This is a genomic window from Kiloniellales bacterium, assembly GCA_030066685.1.
Lineage (GTDB): Bacteria > Pseudomonadota > Alphaproteobacteria > Kiloniellales > JAKSBE01 > JAKSBE01.
Window position 1 is genome coordinate 19,934 of the sequence record JASJBF010000051.1, and the last position, 19,585, is coordinate 39,518.

The window sequence follows — 19,585 nt, forward strand, 5'->3', positions numbered from 1 at the left end:
CCTAAAGGCGGGTCGATTCGAAGATCTGGCCCTTCGGGGCCGGCAGGGGCACTCGGCTTAGGTGCCCGTTCCCATTCCGGGAGGCTTGGCCCCGGATCACCACTGGTATCGCAGGTTCAGGGTGCCGCCGCCTTCGGGCAGGGTCGAGACGAAGACGTCGATGCTGCTCCTATCGCCGCCGGTCAGCGCCTGGTAGTCCTCCCAGTCCGAGGCGGGGCCCCAGGGCTCGGTGAGAATGAAGGCCAGCCCGCCGATGAAGCCGCCGACCCCGACCTCGAAGGCATGGCCGGTCTCGCCGCGGAGCGCGACGAAGGTCCCGGCCGCCACGTTGATCGCGACGTTGCCGGCATGGCGGGCGAGCGACCAGCGCCGGTCGGCGCGCTCCGCGTTGCGCTTCAGCTGGTCCTCGGCGGCGCGGAGCTTCGTGAGCTTCTCTTCGCGAGTCGCCTCGGGCAGGTCGCGGACCTTGTCCGCGCCGAAGCGGGCCTCCAGGGGATTGATCGCCATGCGCGTCAAGCCGATCGCGGCCTTGGCCGCGTTGGTCGCGTTCTTCACGGTGTCGTCGTTGTCGTCGGACAGGCCTGCCGTCAAGCCGCCCGCGACCATGGCGCCGCTGTTGATGCCCAGCCAGCCGTACCACCAGATCTGGCCGTGCAGCTTGCTGTCGTCGAGGCGCTGTTCCAGGAACCGCAGCCGCCGGTCGATGTCCGCGTCGGTCGCGCTGGTGCCGCCCGACTGGGCGAGATTCTCCGCCCAGGCCGGGGCCGCCAAGAGCGCCAAGACCGCGAGCAGCGCCAGCGTTCCCTGGATCGACCGCATACCGGAACCTCCCCACTTCGGCTGACGGGCGGCACCGGCGGTGCGGCCGAACGCTGAACCTCGCAGCGACGGGCGCCAAGCTAGCCTGCGACCATCTCGGAGTTAAGCGGAGAATCGGTGTCAAGAAAGGAAGCGGCGCCCGGGCTGGCAGCGCTCAGATGTCCACCACCTTGCCCGGGTTCATCAGGTTGTGGGGATCGAGGGCGCGCTTGACCGCGCGCATCATGGCGACCTCCACCGCCGGCTTGCGTTCGGCGGCCTCGTCCCGCTTCATGCGGCCCAGGCCGTGCTCGGCGCTGATCGAGCCGCCCAGGGCCTGGACCAGGTCGTGGACCGCGTGGTTGACCTCGTCCCAGCGGGCCAGGAAGGCCTCGCGATCGCCGCCCTCGGGCTGGCTCAGGTTGAGGTGGATGTTGCCGTCGCCAACATGGCCGAAGGGGATCGGCCGGACCCCGGGCAGCATCCTCTCGACCAGGGGCAGGGCCCGGGCGAGCAGGGCCGGCACGGCCGAGACCGGCACCGAGACGTCGTGCTTGATCGAGCCGCCCTCGTGCTTCTGCGCCTCGACGATGGCCTCGCGGATGTGCCAGAAGTTCCGCGCCTGCGCCTCGTTATGGGCGACGGTCGCGTCCCGGGCCAGGCCGTCCTCGATCGCCGTCATCAGGACGTCTTCCATCGCCGCCTGCAGGTCGTCGTCGTCGCGGCCGCTGGCGGCCTCGATCAGGAGGTACCAGGGATGCCGTTCGGCCAGGGGGTCGACGGTGCGGGCGACGTGCCTCAGGGCGAAGTCCAGTCCCAGCCGCGGGATCAGCTCGAAGGCGGTCAGGGCGTCGCCGCTGGCCGCGCGGCAGCGCCCGAGCAGGGCCAGGGCGGCCTCGACCTCGGCCAGCCCGACGAAGGCGACGGCGGTCCGGCGCGGCCGCGGGAAGAGCTTGAGGACGGCGGCGGTGATGATCCCCAGGGTGCCCTCGCCGCCGACGAAGAGCTGCTTCAGGTCGTAGCCGGTGTTGTCCTTCCTGAGGCCTCTCAGGCCGTCCCAGACCTGGCCGTCGGGCAGCACGACCTCCAGGCCCAGGGTCAGGTCCCGGGTGTTGCCGTAGCGCAGCACGTGGACTCCGCCGGCGTTGGTCGAGAGGTTGCCGCCGATCTGGCAGGTCCCTTCGGCGCCGAGGCTGAGCGGGAAGAGCCGACCGGCGGCCTCGGCCGCGGCCTGGACCTGCTGCAGGATGCAGCCGGCCTCGACCGTGATGGTGAAGTTGGCGGCGTCGAGATCGCGGACCCTGTTCATCCGGCCGAGGCTGATCACCACCTCCTCGCCGGCCTCGAAGGGGATGCCGCCGCCGACCAGGCCGGTGTTGCCGCCTTGCGGGACCATGGGCACCCGCGCCGCGGCGCAGAGCCGGACCACTTCGGCGACCTCTGCGGTGTCGGCCGGGCGCACCACGAAGGGCGTGCGGCTCCGGTAGCGGCCGCGCTGGTCCGCGACGAAGGGGGCCAAGGCCTCCTCGCCCTGGACCAAGCCCTTGTCACCGACCACGGCGGCGATGCCTTCGCGCAATTCCGCGTAGTCCCGAGGCTTCGGCGTGACGTCGTCCATGGACAGGAGTCTAGGGGCAAGCAAGGCGCGGTGCCAGCGCGCAAAGCTAGGGACGCGGCGCGGCGGCGCGGCGCAGGCGGTCGTTGATCGCCCGGCCCAGACCTTGCTCGGGAACCGGCATTACCGCGATGGCCTCCAGCTCCGGGCGGTCGAGCTCGTGCAGAGCGGCGAAGAGCCGAGCGGCGGCTTCGGTGAGATCGCCGCTCGGGCTGAGGTTGACCGTCACCGCCGCCCCCTCCGGGGCCTTCGGGCCGAAGGCGAGCAGGGCCTCGTGCGGTCCGGCGCTCGTGGCCTCCAGGCGCAGCGGGCGGCCCGGCGCGTAGTGGCTTTCCAGCTGCCCGGGCGAGCGGGGCGTCTCGGCTCCCCGCGCATTGGCCTGCCCCAGGGGGCCGACGACGGCCTCGATCACCGCCTCGGTGATCCCGCCGGGCCGCAGCAGCGCGGGCCGCGGACCGGTCAGGTCCAGGACCGTGGACTCCAGGCCGAGCGCGCAGGGCCCGCCGTCGAGGATCAGGGGGACCCGCGCGCCCAGCGACTCCGCGACGTGGGCGGCTGTGGTCGGGCTGATCCGGCCAGCGCGGTTGGCGCTGGGCGCGGCCAGGGGCCGGCCGCAGGCGGCGAGCAGGCGCTGCGCCACGGGATGCGCCGGCGCCCGCACGCCCAGGCTGTCGAGCCCGGCGCTGCAGAGCAGGGAGATCTTGCAATCCGCGCGGCGCGGCAGGACCAGGGTCAGGGCGCCCGGCCAGAAGGCCGCGGCCAGGGCCTCTGCTTCGGGCGTGAAGACGACAAGGCCGGCGGCGGCGGTGGCATCGGCGACGTGGACGATCAGCGGGTTGAAGCTGGGCCGGTCCTTGGCGGCGAAGATGCCGGCGACCGCCGCGTCGTCGGTCGCGTCGGCGCCGAGGCCGTAGACCGTCTCGGTGGGAAAGGCGACCAGGCCGCCGGCGCGCAGGATCCCGGCCGCCTCCGCGATCGCGGCCTCGTCGGCGCGACGGATCCGCCTCTCGCCGGTCATTGGCTGGCCCCAGACATGGCGGCGAGTTTACCGAAGGCGCCGCTTCGGAAAAGCGCGGCTTTCGGAGAGAAGAGGTGCAAACGGAAAGCGGGAGCCGACCGACCCTGTCTGCGGCTCCCGCATTACTCTTTTCTCTACCCGGATGTTCCCCACCCGCGGTTGTGAGGCGCTCCGGAGTCACCGCACGGGTATTGCGGCGGCTAAAGCGTCACCGGTTCGACCGGCCACGTCCTGCGATTCTGCGCTTCCCGGTTGCAGAAATCAAGGGCACGCGATCTGGCAATGGTGGATAACTCCAGGGGGCCGGCCCCTGTAGGGCGCTATGTCCGCATGGAGTCCGTCTGTCCCTCCGGCGTTAGTCGTTCCACAGCTGGCACTGTGGTTCATTAGATGCTGGCAGTCCGTCCAGATCGAAAGCCCTTCGAGGAGCCGCAGGTGAACCCATCATCCCCGAGCACCCGTCTCTACGCTATCGTCGCGCGCAAGGCGCCGGTGGCGGTGGTCTTCCGACGCGGTCCCTCGAAGCAGGTGCTGCTTGTCCGCTGGGATACGAAGACCCACAGGTTTCAGGCCGGGCAGTGGTTCAAGGGCCGAATCTATGAGCAGCGCTGCGACCTGACGCCCTCGGGCGAAAAGCTGGTCTACTTCGCGGCCAAGCATCGGAGTCCGCACCATTCCTGGACAGCGGTGAGCCGGCCGCCTTTCCTGACGGCGCTGGCCATGTGGCCAAAAGGCGACTGCTGGGGCGGCGGTGGCCTGTTCCGCAACGAACGCACGCTCCTCCTGAACCATCGGGCCGATGAGATGAGGCTTGCAGAGGGCTTCCGGCTCCCAGGCAAGGTCAAGGTCGAGCCTTTCGGCGCATGCCCCGGCTGGGGCGAGGACGATCCCATAGTCTCGACTCGGCTTGCGCGTGACGGCTGGGTCCTTCGGCAGAAAGGGAGATGGCAGGAAAATAAGGGAACGGCGAGCCGATGGATCACCTATCCAGAGCCGATAATCTGGGCGAAGGCCCAGGGCCGCCTGACCCTGGAGATGCGCCTCCTTGGCATAAGGGAACGCGACGGCCCGTGGTATTTGATCGAGCATGCCGTTGTCGGGCCGAGCGGCGAGGTCGTTCTGGACCTTGGCCGCAGCAACTGGGCCGACTGGTCGCAGACCGGTGAGTTGCTCTACGCCAAGACCGGCCGACTCTATCGCGCCGCGCTCGACTCGCGGCGCGGGCCAGTTGAGCCGGAAGAGCTGATCGACCTGCGGGGTCTTCGCTTCGAGACGGTCGAGGCGCCACCGGAAGCAAAGCTCTGGGGCGGCCGTCCCGTCGCCGGACGGACGCTTACGCACTCCTAGAGCTTCTTTTGCAGGCGGACTCGCAGGATTGCGTCCTTCCCGTGATCCGGTGGTTCGCGCCCAACCTCCCGGAATCCGTGGCGGCGGTAGAGGCGCAGGAGGTCGTCCATGATCTCGGCGGTATGGAGGGAGAGGGCGGCCAGGCCCTCCGCGCGTGCGGCCTCCTCGACTCGCTCCAGGAGCCGGCTGCCGATGCCGTTCCCCTGACGTTCCGGGTCGACGGCAATCAAGCGTATGTAGAGCCCGTCGTCGCCGCGCTCGGTGACGACGGCGCCGACGATCCGGCCGTCCTCGACCCCGGCATGCACGCGCCCGTCCAGGATCGCCGCTTCGAGCCAGTCGTAGCTGTCCGACAGCTCCCGCCCGAGCCTGCGCACATAGGCGGTGAAGGCGCTGCGCAGGACTCGCTTGACCGCCTCGCGCTCAGATTGAGCAGCCGATCGGAAAAGTAGAACCATGATTGCAGGTTAGCCGGAGCTGCCGCGCCGAGCTAGGGCTCTTCGAGGCTTGCGACCGTCTGCGCCTCTCACAGCGCTGCGCAGATCTCCCGGACGAGATTGCGCAGCCAGGCGTGGCCCCGGTCGCGGCGGCGGCGCGGGTGCCAGGCGATCTGCATCGGGAAGCGGCCCAGGTTGACCGGCGGCTCGAGGATCCGAAACCGTCTGTCTGCCTTGAAGAGCAGGCCGATGCGGCGCGGCAGGGTGGCGCAGTAGCCGGTCTGCGCCACGACCAGCGGCGCCGCCAGGAAGTGCGAGACCCGCAGGGCGACCTCCCGGCTCAGACCCTTGTCGTCGAGCAGCTTGAACAGGCCGGTGCGCCAGACACCCGGCGGCGAGACCACGACATGCCGCATCCGCGTGAAGCCGGCCTTCGACAGCCGCGTCGTGTCGGGGCTATCCCGGCGCCGGATCAGACAGACGAAGCCGTCGTCGATCACCTCGCTGACCACCAAATTCTCCGAGGGCTCGGTGAAGCGGCCCAGCGCGAGATCCACGCGGCCGCTCGCGAGGTCCCCGGGGTCCAGATCGGCGGCGAGCGGCGTGACCGTCAGGCGAACCTGCGGCGCTTCGCGACACGCGCGCGCCATCAGCTGCGGCACCAGCAGGCATTCGAAGTAGGCGCTGGCCGCGATGGTGAAGCTCCGCCTGGCCCGGGCGGGATCGAAATCCCTGGTCTCGAGGACGGCCTGGTCGAGCAGCTGAAGGGCTTGCTCCACCGCCGGCGCCAGGGACAAGGCCTTTTCGGTCGGCACAACGCCATAGCGCGCCCGAACGAAGAGCTCGTCGCCGAAGAGATCGCGCAGACGCGAGAGCGCTCCGCTGACCGCCGACTGGGTCACGCCGATCCGTCTGGCGGCGCCGGTGACGTTGCGCTCCGCCATCAGTAGATCGAAGATCCGCAGCAGGTTGAGGTCGTACTTCACAGATATCATTTTCAGTGATATCTAAAACATCGGCAATCGATTTCCGAACTGATTTCCTTCCGCCCATATGAAGTTCGGTCGACGCACCCGAGCGTCGTTCTCGTCCCGAAGTCCCCGATACCGCGCGGAAGGAGGCGCCGCTGACATGACCCATGTGAACTTCGGAATCGTCGGACCCGGATTCATCGCCGGCGTGGTGGCCAAGTCCATCGAGAGGTCCGACAAGGCCAAGCTGGCCGCGGTGTCGAGCCGGCGGTTGGCCAAGGCCGAGGCCTTCGTTGCCGACTTCGAGGGCGTGCGACCGATCGAGGGCTGGGACAGGATGATCCGGATGCCCGAAGTCGACGCCGTCTACATCGCGGTGCCGACCGCGGCGAAGGAGGAGATCGCCTTGGCCGCGATCGCGGCCGGCAAGCACGTCCTGGTCGACAAGCCGCTGCCCGGCCTGGATTCGGTGAAAAGGATGACCCAGGCGGCGGCGGAGAAGGGGGTGGTGTTCATGGACGCGACGCACTTCGTGCATCATCCGCGCACCGCCGCGATCCGCGAGGCGACGGCCGATCTCCTGGGGACGCCGAGGTCCCTTCACACGGCCTTCTACTTCCCCTTCTCGGACCGTCAGAACATCCGCTTCGACCCGGAACTGGAGCCGATGGGCGCCCTGGGGGACATGGCCTGGTACTCGATGCGGGCGGTCGTCGAATACCTGCGACCCAGCGGCGGGATCGCCCGGGTCTCGGCGCTCGCCGAGCGCGACTCCGAAACCGGCGCCATCGTCCGCGCGAACGGGTTGATCGGCTTCGAGGACGGTACGACCTCGACCTTCGATGTCGGCTACACCGCGGGGACCGCGATCATGGATCTGCAGCTGATCGGCACTAAGGGGATGATCACGATGGACGACTTCGTCCTCGACTGGACCAACAGCTTTGCCTTCGACAATCCCGGGATCAGGGCGGGCTTCACCCACCGCAGCGGCATGGCAACGCGCGAAGCCTTCAGCTTTATCGAGACGCCGAGCGAGGTTCCCCAAGACGTGCTCATGATCGAGCGCTTTGCCGAGGCGGCCGCGGCCGGGCCCTCGTCCCTGCGCGAGTCCCATGCGCGGGCGAGCCTCGAGACGCAACGCAACCTCGATGCGATCTGGAAGGTCCTGCGGGAGGCCTAACCTGCCTCGGTCTCAGGCCTGCGGCGGCCCGCAGGTCCAGCGCTTGACCACCCAGCCCTCGTGGGTCTCGGCCCACTTGGCCGCCTGCAGGGGCCCGTGCATCAGGCACTGCACCATGCTGCCGACGGGCCCGCTGCGCAGGTAGATCTCCTCGCAGCGCTCCGGCTCCTTGAGCAGGCAGACGATAAGGATCAGCTCATACATGGTCGGCAGTCCCCCGATGCCGTTTGCGCATCACTTCTTCGGCAGTGGCACGCCGTGCTCGGCGAAGGCCTCCTTCAGGTCCCGCAGCTCCTCGCAGCCCGACTTCCAGCCCTGGTTGTCGAAGGCCATGACCACGTAGTCGCAGACCCTGGCTAGGCGCAACAGGATGGCCGTCGCCTCCTCGGTGCGTCCGAGCTCGAGATAGGCCTCGCCGAGATATTCCAACGCGCCGCGATGGCGCGGGTTCAGGGAAAGCGCCTTGTCGTAGTGGACGAAAGCGCGGTCATAGTCGCCGAGCTTGCGCCAGGAGAATCCCAGCATGTTGTGCGCGTTGTCGTGCCAGGGCCGCCGCGCCACGACTTTGTCGAGCGCCGCGATGGCCGCCGGCCAGTCCTCGGCCTCGAAGGCTTCCTTGCCGTCGGCGTAGTCGCTGTCGCCCGAGCGCGCGCGGGTGCTCTCGTCCCCGCTCATGATCGCCGCGGCCGGAGAGGCGGCCAGCCCGAGGCAGAGCAGACAGAGCCCTAACTTTGAAACAAACCCCCGCATGCAAAAATGTACGGCGGTGCCGGCGCTTTGGATGAACCGGGGGTTCCGGGGCCTTGGCCGGGCTACGCGAGCAACGCGCGGGCAAGGCCGTGACGCAGAGCCTTGGAGGCCGCGGCTTCGCTCCAGCCGCGGTCCTTGACCAGAAGCGCCCAGGCCTGAACCGAGCAGCCGGCCCAGAGGTAGTCGGTGGCGCGCGGCACGGTCCAGAAGTCGGCCAGCGCCCCTTCCTGCCGCAGTCCGCGGACGAGATGCCGGAGGACCCGGCGCAGGTCCTGCATGCGGTCGTTCCAGGCGCGGGCCGCGTCCTCGTCCCGGCTGCGCAGGCGGATCAAGTCCAGCGCTACCGGCTGGATCTTGGACACGAAGTCGAACCAGACGCAGAGGCAGCGATCGAGTCGCTCGGCAGGCTCCGGCGTCTTCATCGCTTCGTCGAACCGTTGGAAAATGCGCTCTCTCTCGTCGGTCCTGCGGACCAGCTCGAACAGCAGGCCGCCGCGCGATCCGAAGTGCAGGTAGATGGACTGCCGCGTGATGCCGGCGGCCTTGGCGATCTCGGCCAGGGAGACCTCGGCGCCGCGCTCGGCGACGAGATCCCAGGCCGCGTCGAGAATGTCCCGGCGGGTCCGCTCAGGCCGGTTCAAATTTGACATATGTAAAAAAGTCCGTAGTTTACACATGTAAACTATGACCGGAGAAACGATGAAGGCCAAGAAGGAAACCGAGGATCGAGTCCGTCAGCTTCTGGCGTGGTACGGCGATGGCGCAGACGGATCCGCCCCTACGGCGGCGCAGTGGCGCCATGTGGTCGAGCGGCCTGCGGAAAGGCCGATCACCCTGATCAACTTCTTCAAGATGCGCGGGCAGGCCGACTATCCGGCGGGCAGCGATGCCCCCGCTGCGCCGGGAAGCGGCAAGGAGGCTTTCGCGCGCTACGCCGAGGTCAGCGTGCCGACACTCGACAAGGTCGGCGGCAAGTTCCTGCTTCTGGCGCCCTTCGAGGCCAGCTTCCTGGGCGAGGAGGAAGACTGGGACCTGGTCGCGATCGGCGCCTATCCGACCACGGAGTCCATGCTGGCGCTCTACGAGGATCCGGATTACCGCGCCGTCTTCCACCATCGCGTCGCCGCCTGTGCGCGGCAGAAGGTGCTGATCTGCCCGACGTGATGCGCCCGACGCCGTTCCCTCCGGCGCCGTCTTGCCGGCTCTCTCCCGCGCGTTCTATGGTTGAGCGGCGCAGGGCGACCGATTCGTGGAACCAGGGGGGCAGTTCGCCGTGGCAGGAACCATCATCACCGTGGCACAGCAGAAGGGCGGTGCCGGCAAGACGACCTTGACCGCGCACCTCGCGGTGGCCTTCAAGGACGCCGGCAAGAGCGTGGCCCTGGTCGACATCGACCCGCAGCAGTCGCTCTCCAATTGGTTCCGCCTGCGCCAGGAGCTCTACGAGGACGCGGAAGACGGCATGGTCCTGAGCCGCACCGAGGGCTGGCGCAGCCGCAGCGAGGTCGACAAGCTGGCCCGGGGCTTCGACATCGTGATGGTCGACACCCCGCCCCACGCCGAGACCGAGACCCGGGTGGCGGTGCGCGGTGCCAGCATCGCCGTGGTGCCCTGCCAGCCCTCGCCGATGGACGTCTGGGCGACCTACCCCGTGCTGGAGCTGGCGCAGAAGGAGGGCACGCCGGCGCTGATGGTGCTCAACCGGGTGCCGGCGCGGGCCAACCTGACCGATCAGATGCTGGCCGAGGTCAAGCGCCTGGGCGCCAGCATCGCACGGGCGCGCCTGGGCAACCGGATCCTCTTCGCCTCGGCCCTCGCCGAGGGCCGAGGCGCGGCCGAGGCCAAGCCGCTCTCCATCGCCACCCAGGAGGTTAAGCGCCTCTCCAAGGAGATCCTGCGCAAGACGGGGTGAGGGGGAGAAGAAGGCCCACAAACCTCTTTGTCATGCCCGGACTTGATCCGGGCATCCATCTCAAGGCCGGCGCCTGCGGCCGCCATGGATCACCGGGTCAAGCCCGGTGATGACAGGGGAGTGATGGGGACGGCAGTGCGTAGATTTGCCGCGGTCCGGCGCCGGCGGTCACGCCGTCGCCACCGAGTCGGCGTCCTCGCCGAAGCAGAGGACATTGCCGTCGGGGTCGGTGACCTCGAACTCGCGCATGCCGTAGACGGTGTCCTCGATCGGCCGGGTGATCGGGGCGCCGCGGGCCTCGAGCTCGGCGCAGATCGCCGCCAGGCCGGAGACGTGGATATAGGCGTCCCAGGCGCCGGCGACGGGTTGCGATGGGCCGTGCCAGGCGTCGACGAAGAGGACGCTCCCACCGCGCTCGAAGATTCCGAAGCGCGGCGGATCGCCGCCCTCCTCGACCACGCTGTAGCCCAGGACATCGACGTAGAAGGCGCGGGACGCGGGATAGTCGCCCGACTTCAGGACCGGCGTGGCGCGCTGGAATGCGGTTTCGGTCATCCCCGGCGCCGCGCCGCTAGGCCGCGCTCTTCCAGCCGCGGGCGACGAAGTGCGGGTTCTCGAAGCCCGCCTTGCCGTAGGTGAAGGGCCGGCCGTCGAGCTCGATCACCTCGCCGCCGGCGGCCATCAGCACCGCCTGGCCGGCCGCGGTGTCCCACTCCATGGTGCGGCCGAAGCGCGGGTAGAGGTCGGCCTCGCCGCTGGCGACCAGGCAGAACTTGATCGAGCTGCCGGCGGAAGCCTGGGACGCGACCTCGCGGCCGCCGAGGAAGGGGCCGAGATCCTCGGCGCTGCCATGGCGCCGGCTGGCGACCACGGTCACGCCCTCGGCCGGGGTCGCGCGCACCGAGATGGCCTTGGGTGCTTCCTTGCCGTCGATCTCCAGCGCCTTGGCCTCGCCGTCCCGGGCCATCGCGCCGAGCCAGGTCCGGCTCAGGGCCGGGGCGTGGACCACCCCGGCGACCGGCATGCCGCCGGAGACCAGGGCGATGTTGACCGTGAACTCGCCGTTGCGCGACAGGAATTCCTTGGTCCCGTCCAGGGGGTCGACCAGCCAGAAGGGCTGATCGCCGACCTCCGGGATCTTGCCGGCCTCGAAGGCTTCTTCCGAGACGACCGGGATCTCCGGCGTCAGCGCCGCCAGGGCGTCCAGGATCACCGCCTCGGCCGCCTCGTCGGCGGCGGTGACCGGCGAGGAGTCCGCCTTCTCGCGGACCTCGAGCGCCTCGCTTCGGGCGTAGATCTCGAGAATTACCGCGCCGGCGCGTTCGGCGATGCTGCGCAGTTGGCTCAGCAGGGTGTCGTCGATGGCGATCATGCCGCAGCCCTTCCGTTCCCGCCGGCGTTGCGAATCGCCTGCCAAACCCGCTCGGGTGTGGCCGGCATGTCGATGTGGGTGACCCCGAGCGGGCGCAGCGCGTCGACCAGGGCGTTGATGATCGCCGGCGGCGCGCCGATGGCCCCCGCCTCGCCGGCGCCCTTGACCCCCAGGGGATTGGTCGTGCAGGGCACCTCGAAGAGGTGCAGCTCGATCTCCGGCAGGTCGTCGGCGCGCGGCAGGCAGTAGTCCATCAGGGAACCGCTCAAGAGCTGGCCGCTCGCCGCGTCGTAGACCGTGTGCTCCAGCAAGGCCTGTCCGAGACCCTGGGCGGTGCCGCCGTGGACCTGGCCGGCGACCAGCAGCGGGTTGACCAGCTTGCCGAAGTCGTCGGCGACGACGTAGCGCACGATCCGGACCGCCCCGGTGTCGGGATCGACCTCCAGTTCGCAGACGTGGCAGCCGTTGGGATAGGTCATGGGCGGTGTGTCGACGTGGTGGTGCTCGTCGACCGGGCCGGCGACCTCCGGCGGCAGCGCGCCGCTGTGGGTCGCGCCGGCGACGTCCTTGAGCGAGATCCGGCGGTCGGTGCCGACGATGCGGAACACGCCGGCATCGAACTCGATGTCCGCGGGCGCGGCCTCGAGCAGGTGGCCGGCCACCGCCTTCATCCGCTCCACCGCCTTCTCGGCGGCGCCCTGGATCGCCATGCCGCCCATCAGCAGGGAGCGCGAGCCGCCGGTGCCGCCGGCCTCTCGCAGGTCCTCGCTGTCGCCCTGGCTGGTGCGGATCATCTCCGGCTCGAGGCCGAAGCGCTCGGCCAGCAGCTGGGCATAGGCCGTGGCATGCCCCTGGCCGTTGGTCTGGGTGCCGACGATCAGGGTCAGGCCGCCGTCGGCGTCGAGGCGCACCCGGGCGTCCTCCATGCCGATCCCGCCGCAGCACTCGGCGTAGCTGGCGATGCCCAGGCCGCGCAGGCGGCCGCTGGCGTGGGCCTCGGCCTGGCGCGCCGCGAAGCCCGGCTGATCGGCCAGGCGCAGCGCCTCGTCCATCAGCCGCTCGAACTCGCCGGAATCGTAGACGAAGCCGGTCACGGTCTCGTAAGGCAGGGACGAGGTCGGGATGAAGTTGCGCCGTCGCAGCTCGTCCGGCGCGATCTTGAGCTCCTGGGCCGCGGCGTCGACCAGGCGCTCGACGACGTAGGCCGCTTCAGGCCGCCCGGCCCCGCGGTAGGCGTCGACCGGCACGGTGTTGGTGAAGACGCAGGCGACCCGGTTGTAGACCTGCTTCAGGGTGTAGAGCCCGCAGAGCATGGAGGCGCCGGCGGCGGTCGGGATGAAGGTCGAGAAGTTGGACAGGTAGGCGCCCAGGTTGGCCGTGGTCAGGACCCGGACCGCCAGCATTTTGCCCTCGGCGTCGAGCGCAAGCTCGGCTTCGGTCACGTGGTCCCGGCCCTGGGTGTCGCTGAGGAAGGCCTCGCTGCGCTCCGAGGTCCACTTGACCGGCCGGCCGAGCTTGCGGGCGGCGTACATCACCATGACCTGCTCGGTGTAGAGGAAGATCTTCATGCCGAAGCCGCCGCCGACCTCGGGCGTGAGGATCCGGATATGCTCCGGCGCGACCTTGAATACCTGCTCGGCGAGCTGGCCGCGCAGGCGGGCCCAGCCCTGGCTGGGGGTGGTCAGGGTGAAGCGCTCGGCCTCGGCGTCGTACTCGGCCAGGGCGACCCGCGGCTCCATGGCGTTGACGACCACCCGGTTGTTGACCAGGCGCAGGCGGGTGACGTGGGCGGCCTCGCGGAAGACCGCCTCGGTCGCCTCGGCGTCGCCCATCTCCCAGTCGAGGCAGAGGTTGCCCGGCGCCTCGTCCCAGACCTGGGGCGCGCCCGGGCTCCGCGCCTCGGCGGTATCGATCACGGCGGGTAGCTCGCGGTAGTCGACCAGGACCTGCTCGGCCGCGTCGCGGGCCTGGTGCGGGGTCTCGGCGACGACGAAGGCCACCGGGTCGCCGACGTGGCGCACCCGGCCGCGGGCTAGGGCGGGGTTCGGCGGCGTCGGCCCGACCTTGCCGTCGCGCCCGGGCAGCGGCGTCATCAGCGGGATGTCGCCGATCCCGTCGGCGCTGAGGTCGTCAGCCGTGTAGACGGCCAGCACGCCGGGCCCGGCCCCGGCTGCGGCAGTATCGATGGAGAGGATCTCGGCATGAGCGTGGGGGCTGCGCACCACCGCGCCATAGACCTGGCCGGGCGCGGAGACATCGTCGCTGTAGCTGCCCTGGCCGGTCAGCAGCCTTGCGTCCTCGAGCCGCCGTAGGCCCTGGCCGACCCCGAATTGTCCCATGACCGCTCCTTTGGATATCGTGGGTTCGCAGACCCGCAAACAACGAGACGGCGCGATCCTAGCGAAGCCGTCGTGGAAGGGCCAGAGCCGAAATCCCGCGGATTTCTGCGGCTGCGGGCGGGGAATGCCACGCAAGAGAGGATTGATTTGGAATTCGGCGCCACAACTGCGCTAGAGTGCCGCCGGCACCGCGCGGTCGCGAGGCGGGCGCCGCTCGGGAAGGGCTCTTTCAGGAAGGAAGCGCGCATGAACGATCAGGTGACGGCGGCTGTCGGCACCACCGGCGGGAGCCGGTCGATCGACCTCAGCTACGACGGCCAAGCCGGCGAGGTCGCCAAGATCGCCCTGGTCAACAGCGTCCTGGGGCTGGTGACCCTCGGCATCTACCGGTTCTGGGCCAAGACCCGGCTGCGCCGCTACCTCTGGAGCCATGTCTCGATGGCGGGCGACCGCCTCGAGTACACGGGCCGTGCGATCGAGCTCTTCATCGGCTTCCTGATCGCCGCCGTCTTTCTGGCCCTGCTCTTCGGGGCGCTCATGGCCAGCAGCCTGCTGCTCGACTACGGCCCGCAGGAAATCAATCCGCTGGAGATCGTCTACCTCCTGATCATCCTCTTCCTGATCCCCTTTGCGCTCTACCGCGCCCGGCGCTATCGCCTGTCCCGGACCCAGTGGCGCGGGATCAGGGCCGGCCAGACCGGCTCGGCGGTCAAGTACGCGCTCATGACCCTGGGCCTGCAACTGCTGGTGCTGATCACCCTGAGCCTGGCCTATCCCTTCTATCGCACCGTGCTGCAGCGGTATCGCACGACCAACACCTGGTTCGGCGATCAGCGCCTGGAGTTCGGCGGCCGCGCCGGGCCGATGTTCGGCCGGTGGCTGCTCACCCTCCTGCTCTACATCCCCACCCTGGGCTTCGCGTACTTCTGGTACCGGACGGTCGAGTTCCGCTACTACGCGAGCGAGACCCGCTACTCCGGGCTGTCGCTCAGCTCGAACCTGGAGGCCGGCCGGGTGATCGGCATCATCCTGCTCTCGGCCATCTCTTCGATGCTCTTCATCGGCGTCATGTCGGGGATCTACATCATCGTCATGAAAGCCGTCGGACCCGGATTTTTGGAGCCCGGAGGCGTGACGAACCCCGCCGAGGCCGCGGCGATCCTGACTCCGGCGTTTATTGCCGCCTACGTCGTTTGGCTGATCTTCATCATCATCGGCCTGGGCTTCATCCAGACGGTCCTGCTGCTGCATCCGCTGACGGAGGCAATCGCCGAGAGCCTGAAGCTGGACGGCGAGGTCGATTTCGCGGCCCTGAGCCAGCGCGCCGGGCAGGGGCCGAGGCACGGCGAGGGTCTGGCCGATGCCTTCGATCTTAGTCCGATCTGAGGCCGAGGGCGGCGCCAAATGACCGAGTACCGCGGCAGCTTCAACGACGGTAAGCGGGCCGCCAGCCACCCGGTGGTGGTCCGACTGCGGATGCGCGAGCTTTGGATCGAGGACGCGGGCGGCAAGCTGCTGGCCACCTGGCCATATGAGAAGCTGCGCGCCGTCGACGAGCTGACGACCGCCAAGACCGCGCGCCTGACCTGCGCCGAGTCGCCCCGGGCCAGGCTGGTCGTCGAAGGCGAGGGCTTCCTGGAAGAGCTGGCAGAGGAGGCCCCGCAGTTCAACCGTCGCAGGCGGGCCGTCAGACGGCTGGCGCGGCGCGGCCTTTGGGCCGTGACCGGCCTCGCCGCCGTTGTCGCCGTATTCTGGGTCGTGCTGCCCCGGGGCGTTCCCTATCTCGCGGAGACGATTCCGGTGTCCTGGGAGGAGGCGCTTGGCCGCGCGGTGCTGGACGACCTTCTGGCGTTTTTTGCGGCGATGGCGGACGAGGAGGAAGCCCGGACCTGCGAGGTGGCGGCAGGGCGGGCGGCACTCGACCGCCTGGTGGCGCGCCTCGGCAGCGCCGTGGACTCGCCCTACGACTACAAGGTCGTCGTCGTCGACCTCGATATCACCAACGCCTTCGCGCTGCCCGGCGGCTACATCGTGCTCTTCGACGGCCTGCTCGACTTCGCGAAGGCGCCCGAGGAGGTCGCCGGCGTCCTGGCGCACGAGATGGGACACGTGATCCATCGCCACGGCACCCAGGCGATGCTGCGCCAGATGGGTCTCTCGGTGATCTTCGAGTTCCTGATGGGCGGCGGTGGCTCGATCGGCGCCGAGCTGGGCGGCATGGTGCTCGCACTGTCCTACAGCCGGGAGGCCGAGCTTCAGGCGGACGGCACCGGGATCGAGATCCTGCAGAGCGCCGGGCTGCGGCCGGTCGGGCTCGCGGCCTTCTTCAAGCGCCTGCAGGCCGAGTCGGGCGACGTCACCGGACCCTTCCAGATCCTCTCGACCCACCCCAGCTTCGCCGCCCGCCTCGATCGCCTCAAGGACGTCGAGGACGAAGGCGCGGCGAGCATGAGCCCGGCCGACTGGACCGCCCTACGGGCGATCTGCGGGCCCGACGCGGCCGACGAGGACCAGGCCGACACCTGATACCGAGGAGCGGGCGGACAAAAAAGGGCCGCCGTTCCGGGGGAGAGGTCGGGCGGCCTGGGAAGGATCCCACAGGGAGGAATAGGGTCAGTCGAAGGCCTCTTCCCAGGAGCCCCGGGTCGCGGCCCGGGAATACTCGGTCGCGCGGTTCTCGAAGAAGTTGGTGTGCTCGACCCCGTTCAGCATGGCGTCGAGCCAGGGCAGGGGGTTGGCCTCGACCCGGTAGATCGGCTGCAGGTCGAGCTGCGCCAGGCGCCGGTCGGCGATGTAGCGGATGTAGCGCTTGACCTCGGCCGCCTCCAGGCCCTCGACCCCGCCCAGCTCGAAGGCCAGGTCGATGAAGGCGTCCTCGTGGGTGACCACGGTCTCGCAGGCCTTGTAGATCTCATGCTGCAGGGCCTCGGTCCAGATCTCCTTGTTCTCCGAGATGAAGCTGCGGAACAGGCGGATGATCGAATGCGTGTGCAGGGTCTCGTCGCGCACCGACCAGGAGACGATCTGGCCCATGCCCTTCATCTTGTTGATGCGCGGGAAGTTGAGCAGGATCGCGAAGGAGGCGAAGAGCTGCAGGCCCTCGGTGAAGGCGCCGAAGACCGCGAGGGTGAGCGCGATCTCCTCCTTGGTCTCGGTGCCGAACTGCTGCATGTAGTCGTACTTGTCCTTCATCTCCTTGTAGCGGAGGAAGGCCGAGTACTCGGACTCCGGCATGCCGATGGTGTCCAGCAGATGTGAGTAGGCGGCGATGTGCACCGTCTCCATGTTGGCGAAGGCGGCCAGCATCATCTGGATCTCGGTCGGCCCGAAGACCCGGGCGTAGTGCTTCATGTAGCAGTTGTTGACCTCGACGTCCGACTGCGTGAAGAAGCGGAAGATCTGGGTCAGCAGGTTGCGCTCGGCCTCGCTCAGATTGCGCTGCCAGTCCTTGACGTCGTCGGCCAGCGGCACCTCTTCCGGCAGCCAGTGGATGCGCTGCTGGGTCAGCCAGGCCTCGTAGGCCCAGGGGTACTTGAACGGCTTGTAGACGGGGTTGGCTTCCAGCAGGGACATCTGACCTTCTCTTATGGCTTTGCGTCGCGATTTGGCTCCGGTGTCGGCCGGCCCTACTGGCAGGCCAGGCACTCCTCGTAGTCGGTGCCGTTGACCTGGGGCTGCTCGCGGCCGTTGACCTTGCCCAGGTGCGGCACGGCCTTGCCGGCCGCCGTGTCGCCGAGCACCGATTCGGCGCGCTGGATCGACTTGGAGCGGCAGTAGTAGAGGCTCTTCACGCCCTTCTTCCAGGCCTGGAAGTGGATCTGGTGCAGGTCGCGCTTGTGGACGTCGGCCGGCAGGAAGACGTTCAGGGACTGGGCCTGGCAGACGTGGGGCGCGCGGTCGGCGGCGTGCTCGATCAGCCAGCGCTGGTCGAGCTCGAAGGCGGTCTTGAAGACGTCCTTCTCCTCGTCGCTCAGGAAGTCCAGGTGCTGGACAGAGCCCTCGTGGACCGTGATCGAGCTCCAGACCTCCTCGCTGTTCCGCCCTTTCTCCTCGAGCAGGCGGGTCAGATACTTGTTGCGCACGTTGAAGGAGCCGGACAGCGTCTTGTGGGTGAAGCTGTTGGCCGCGGCGGGCTCGATCCCGGGCGAGGCGCCGCCGCAGATGATCGAAATCGAGGCCGTGGGCGCGATCGCCATCTTGTTGGAGAAGCGCTCGGCGATGCCGAACTCCTCGGCGTCGAGGCAGGCACCGCGCTCTTCGGCCAGCACCGCCGAGGCGGCGTCGGCGGCCTCCCGGATCTGCTGGAAGATGCGCCGGTTCCAGACCTTGGCCATGACCCCTTCTAGGGGAATCCCGTTCTGCTGCAGGAAGGAATGGAAGCCCATGACCCCCAGGCCGACCGAGCGCTCGCGCAGCGCCGAATAGCGCGCCCGGGACATGGAATCCGGGGCGTTCTCGATGAAGTCGGTCAGCACGTTGTCGAGGAAGCGCAGGACGTCCTCGATGAAGCCGGCCTCGTCCTGCCACTCGAAGTAGGTCTCGAGGTTGAGCGAAGAGAGACAGCAGACCGCGGTGCGGTCCTCGCCCAGGTGGTCGATCCCGGTCGGCAGGGTGATCTCGCTGCAGAGGTTCGACATCTTGACGTTGAGGCCGGCCAGCTTGTGGTGCTCGGGCACCGCGCGGTTCACGTGGTCGACGTAGATCAGGTAGGGCTCGCCGGTCTCGATCCGCGCGGTCAGGATCCGGATCCACAGGCTGCGCGCCTTGATCTTCTTGATCACCGCGTGGTCCTTGGGGCTGGTCAGGGCCCAGTCCTCGTCGTTCTCGACCGCGCGCATGAAGGCGTCGGGGATGACCACGCCGTGGTGCAGGTTCAGCGCCTTGCGGTTGGGGTCGCCGCCGGTCGGCCGGCGCAGCTCGATGAACTCCTCGATCTCGGGATGGCTGACCGGCAGGTAGACGGCGGCCGAGCCGCGGCGCAGCGAGCCCTGGCTGATCGCCAGGGTCAGGGAATCCATGACCCGGATGAAGGGCACCACGCCGGAGGTCTTGCCGTTGTGGCCGACCCTCTCGCCGATCGAGCGCAGGTTGCCCCAGTAGCTGCCGATGCCGCCGCCGCGCGCCGCCAGCCAGACGTTCTCGTTCCACAGGCCGACGATGCCGTCCAGGCTGTCCTGGGACTCGTTCAGGAAACAGGAGATCGGCAGGCCGCGGCCGGTGCCGCCGTTGGACAGGACCGGGGTTGCCGGCATGAACCAGAGCCGCGAGATGTAGTCGTAGATCCGCTGGGCGTGGGCCGAGTCGTCGGCGAAGTGGGCGGCGACCCGGGCGAAGAGGTCCTGGTAGCTCTCGCCGGGCATGAGGTAGCGGTCGGTCAGGGTCGCCTTGCCGAACTCGGTCAGCAGGGCGTCGCGCTCGCGCGCGATTCGCACCGTGATCCCGCGGCCGTTCTGGAAGACGTCGCGGATCTGGCCGTTGCCCAGGATCTCCTCGCCGAGAAGGGCATCGTCGGCGGCCGAGTCGCCCGGGGAGGCTTCGAGGGACTCGTCCACAGCGCTATTTGTGTTTTCCACAAGCACCGTGGCTCCGTTGTCCCTTCGCTCCTCCAGGCTGGCCGCTCGGTCCATGGTGTCTCCCCCTCGTTCGATCCACCGCGCTGGGCGTCGTTTTCCACAGCTGTGGATGGGATGAATTGTGCAAATCTACAAGATATAGGGTGTCGCTAGCCCCAGACCCCCAAATCTAGAAGACCGTCACCGTCCTGTCATCGGGAACAAAACAGGAACATTCAGGTTAACGAAGAGCGCCGCCGATCGCAAGCGACCGCTGGTCGAGAATCCGTC

At 68.8% G+C, this 19,585-nt stretch carries 19 protein-coding genes; 6 read left to right on the top strand and 13 right to left on the bottom strand.

What is annotated here, in order from left to right; all coding sequences use genetic code 11:
- Window positions 1–96: 96 nt before the first annotated feature.
- From QNJ30_24415 to QNJ30_24425, 3 genes are all read right to left on the bottom strand, one after another.
- Complete coding sequence (locus QNJ30_24415; GenBank protein MDJ0946604.1) at window positions 97–819, bottom strand: hypothetical protein; 723 nt, start codon at window positions 817–819, stop codon at window positions 97–99.
- Window positions 820–973: 154 nt separating this feature from the next.
- Window positions 974–2,416 carry an FAD-binding oxidoreductase gene (locus QNJ30_24420; GenBank protein ID MDJ0946605.1) on the bottom strand — a complete coding sequence of 481 codons (1,443 nt, stop codon included), beginning with the start codon at window positions 2,414–2,416 and terminating at the stop codon, window positions 974–976.
- Window positions 2,417–2,462: 46 nt separating this feature from the next.
- A complete protein-coding gene (locus QNJ30_24425) occupies window positions 2,463–3,431 on the bottom strand; it encodes an L-threonylcarbamoyladenylate synthase (GenBank protein MDJ0946606.1) in 969 nt (322 codons plus the stop codon).
- Window positions 3,432–3,866: 435 nt separating this feature from the next.
- On the opposite strand from QNJ30_24425, the gene QNJ30_24430 reads away from it, so the two are divergent.
- Window positions 3,867–4,778: a hypothetical protein gene (locus QNJ30_24430; protein ID MDJ0946607.1), complete on the top strand. Its 912-nt coding sequence runs from the start codon at window positions 3,867–3,869 to the stop codon at window positions 4,776–4,778.
- Here the strand turns inward: QNJ30_24430 and QNJ30_24435 are convergent.
- Window positions 4,775–5,236, bottom strand: a complete 462-nt coding sequence (locus QNJ30_24435; GenBank protein MDJ0946608.1) for a GNAT family N-acetyltransferase — start codon at window positions 5,234–5,236, stop codon at window positions 4,775–4,777. The two genes, QNJ30_24430 and QNJ30_24435, sit on opposite strands and share 4 nt — an antisense overlap.
- 68 nt (window positions 5,237–5,304) lie before the next feature.
- Window positions 5,305–6,210, bottom strand: coding sequence for a LysR family transcriptional regulator (locus QNJ30_24440; protein MDJ0946609.1), 906 nt, complete (start codon window positions 6,208–6,210; stop codon window positions 5,305–5,307).
- A 136-nt stretch (window positions 6,211–6,346) separates the two neighbouring features.
- Between QNJ30_24440 and QNJ30_24445 the strand changes: the two genes are divergently transcribed.
- Window positions 6,347–7,369, top strand: coding sequence for a Gfo/Idh/MocA family oxidoreductase (locus QNJ30_24445; protein ID MDJ0946610.1), 1,023 nt, complete (start codon window positions 6,347–6,349; stop codon window positions 7,367–7,369).
- A gap of 12 nt (window positions 7,370–7,381) precedes the next feature.
- On the opposite strand, the gene QNJ30_24450 is transcribed toward QNJ30_24445, so the two are convergent.
- The 3 genes from QNJ30_24450 to QNJ30_24460 form a co-directional block, all read right to left on the bottom strand.
- A complete protein-coding gene (locus tag QNJ30_24450) occupies window positions 7,382–7,573 on the bottom strand; it encodes a hypothetical protein (protein MDJ0946611.1) in 192 nt (63 codons plus the stop codon).
- 30 nt (window positions 7,574–7,603) lie between these two features.
- On the bottom strand, window positions 7,604–8,044 hold the full coding sequence (locus tag QNJ30_24455; GenBank protein MDJ0946612.1) for a tetratricopeptide repeat protein: 441 nt from the start codon (window positions 8,042–8,044) through the stop codon (window positions 7,604–7,606).
- A gap of 137 nt (window positions 8,045–8,181) precedes the next feature.
- Window positions 8,182–8,769, bottom strand: coding sequence for a TetR/AcrR family transcriptional regulator (locus QNJ30_24460; protein MDJ0946613.1), 588 nt, complete (start codon window positions 8,767–8,769; stop codon window positions 8,182–8,184).
- 49 nt (window positions 8,770–8,818) lie between these two features.
- Between QNJ30_24460 and QNJ30_24465 the strand changes: the two genes are divergently transcribed.
- Window positions 8,819–9,283 (top strand): DUF1330 domain-containing protein, encoded by a 465-nt coding sequence (locus QNJ30_24465; GenBank protein ID MDJ0946614.1) that lies wholly within the window; start codon window positions 8,819–8,821, stop codon window positions 9,281–9,283.
- A 109-nt stretch (window positions 9,284–9,392) separates the two neighbouring features.
- Window positions 9,393–10,031 (top strand): ParA family partition ATPase, encoded by a 639-nt coding sequence (parA, locus tag QNJ30_24470; GenBank protein ID MDJ0946615.1) that lies wholly within the window; start codon window positions 9,393–9,395, stop codon window positions 10,029–10,031.
- 168 nt (window positions 10,032–10,199) lie between these two features.
- Here parA and QNJ30_24475 read toward each other — a convergent pair whose 3' ends face one another.
- The 3 genes from QNJ30_24475 to QNJ30_24485 are packed head-to-tail and all read right to left on the bottom strand — an operon-like array spanning window position 10,200 to window position 13,742.
- Window positions 10,200–10,586, bottom strand: a complete 387-nt coding sequence (locus QNJ30_24475; GenBank protein MDJ0946616.1) for a VOC family protein — start codon at window positions 10,584–10,586, stop codon at window positions 10,200–10,202.
- 16 nt (window positions 10,587–10,602) lie between these two features.
- Window positions 10,603–11,403 carry a 3'(2'),5'-bisphosphate nucleotidase CysQ gene (gene cysQ / locus QNJ30_24480; protein ID MDJ0946617.1) on the bottom strand — a complete coding sequence of 267 codons (801 nt, stop codon included), beginning with the start codon at window positions 11,401–11,403 and terminating at the stop codon, window positions 10,603–10,605.
- Entirely contained in the window at window positions 11,400–13,742 is a 2,343-nt protein-coding gene (locus QNJ30_24485; GenBank protein ID MDJ0946618.1) for a xanthine dehydrogenase family protein molybdopterin-binding subunit, read from the bottom strand. Before QNJ30_24485 ends, cysQ begins: the two co-directional genes overlap by 4 nt.
- 246 nt (window positions 13,743–13,988) lie before the next feature.
- Here QNJ30_24485 and QNJ30_24490 point away from each other — a divergent pair, with 246 nt between their 5' ends.
- Both QNJ30_24490 and QNJ30_24495 read left to right on the top strand, forming a co-directional pair.
- Window positions 13,989–15,128: a DUF898 family protein gene (locus QNJ30_24490; GenBank protein MDJ0946619.1), complete on the top strand. Its 1,140-nt coding sequence runs from the start codon at window positions 13,989–13,991 to the stop codon at window positions 15,126–15,128.
- A gap of 18 nt (window positions 15,129–15,146) precedes the next feature.
- Window positions 15,147–16,268, top strand: a complete 1,122-nt coding sequence (locus QNJ30_24495; GenBank protein ID MDJ0946620.1) for a M48 family metallopeptidase — start codon at window positions 15,147–15,149, stop codon at window positions 16,266–16,268.
- 87 nt (window positions 16,269–16,355) lie between these two features.
- On the opposite strand, the gene QNJ30_24500 is transcribed toward QNJ30_24495, so the two are convergent.
- Together QNJ30_24500 and QNJ30_24505 are read right to left on the bottom strand one after the other, a co-directional pair.
- On the bottom strand, window positions 16,356–17,315 hold the full coding sequence (locus QNJ30_24500; GenBank protein MDJ0946621.1) for a ribonucleotide-diphosphate reductase subunit beta: 960 nt from the start codon (window positions 17,313–17,315) through the stop codon (window positions 16,356–16,358).
- Between the two features lie 53 nt (window positions 17,316–17,368).
- Complete coding sequence (locus QNJ30_24505; GenBank protein ID MDJ0946622.1) at window positions 17,369–19,369, bottom strand: ribonucleoside-diphosphate reductase subunit alpha; 2,001 nt, start codon at window positions 19,367–19,369, stop codon at window positions 17,369–17,371.
- Window positions 19,370–19,585 lie beyond the last annotated feature (216 nt).

Excerpts from the sequence above, each read along its gene's own strand:
- QNJ30_24415 (MDJ0946604.1), bottom strand. The coding sequence starts at position 819 with ATGCGGTCGATCCAGGGAACGCTGGCGCTGCTCGCGGTCTTGGCGCTC.
- QNJ30_24420 (MDJ0946605.1), bottom strand. The coding sequence starts at position 2,416 with ATGGACGACGTCACGCCGAAGCCTCGGGACTACGCGGAATTGCGCGAA.
- QNJ30_24425 (MDJ0946606.1), bottom strand. The coding sequence starts at position 3,431 with ATGACCGGCGAGAGGCGGATCCGTCGCGCCGACGAGGCCGCGATCGCG.
- QNJ30_24435 (MDJ0946608.1), bottom strand. The coding sequence starts at position 5,236 with ATGGTTCTACTTTTCCGATCGGCTGCTCAATCTGAGCGCGAGGCGGTC.
- QNJ30_24440 (MDJ0946609.1), bottom strand. The coding sequence starts at position 6,210 with ATGATATCTGTGAAGTACGACCTCAACCTGCTGCGGATCTTCGATCTA.
- QNJ30_24445 (MDJ0946610.1), top strand. The coding sequence starts at position 6,347 with ATGACCCATGTGAACTTCGGAATCGTCGGACCCGGATTCATCGCCGGC.
- QNJ30_24450 (MDJ0946611.1), bottom strand. The coding sequence starts at position 7,573 with ATGTATGAGCTGATCCTTATCGTCTGCCTGCTCAAGGAGCCGGAGCGC.
- QNJ30_24455 (MDJ0946612.1), bottom strand. The coding sequence starts at position 8,044 with ATGAGCGGGGACGAGAGCACCCGCGCGCGCTCGGGCGACAGCGACTAC.
- QNJ30_24460 (MDJ0946613.1), bottom strand. The coding sequence starts at position 8,769 with ATGTCAAATTTGAACCGGCCTGAGCGGACCCGCCGGGACATTCTCGAC.
- QNJ30_24465 (MDJ0946614.1), top strand. The coding sequence starts at position 8,819 with ATGAAGGCCAAGAAGGAAACCGAGGATCGAGTCCGTCAGCTTCTGGCG.
- QNJ30_24475 (MDJ0946616.1), bottom strand. The coding sequence starts at position 10,586 with ATGACCGAAACCGCATTCCAGCGCGCCACGCCGGTCCTGAAGTCGGGC.
- cysQ (MDJ0946617.1), bottom strand. The coding sequence starts at position 11,403 with ATGATCGCCATCGACGACACCCTGCTGAGCCAACTGCGCAGCATCGCC.
- QNJ30_24485 (MDJ0946618.1), bottom strand. The coding sequence starts at position 13,742 with ATGGGACAATTCGGGGTCGGCCAGGGCCTACGGCGGCTCGAGGACGCA.
- QNJ30_24490 (MDJ0946619.1), top strand. The coding sequence starts at position 13,989 with ATGAACGATCAGGTGACGGCGGCTGTCGGCACCACCGGCGGGAGCCGG.
- QNJ30_24495 (MDJ0946620.1), top strand. The coding sequence starts at position 15,147 with ATGACCGAGTACCGCGGCAGCTTCAACGACGGTAAGCGGGCCGCCAGC.
- QNJ30_24500 (MDJ0946621.1), bottom strand. The coding sequence starts at position 17,315 with ATGTCCCTGCTGGAAGCCAACCCCGTCTACAAGCCGTTCAAGTACCCC.
- QNJ30_24505 (MDJ0946622.1), bottom strand. The coding sequence starts at position 19,369 with ATGGACCGAGCGGCCAGCCTGGAGGAGCGAAGGGACAACGGAGCCACG.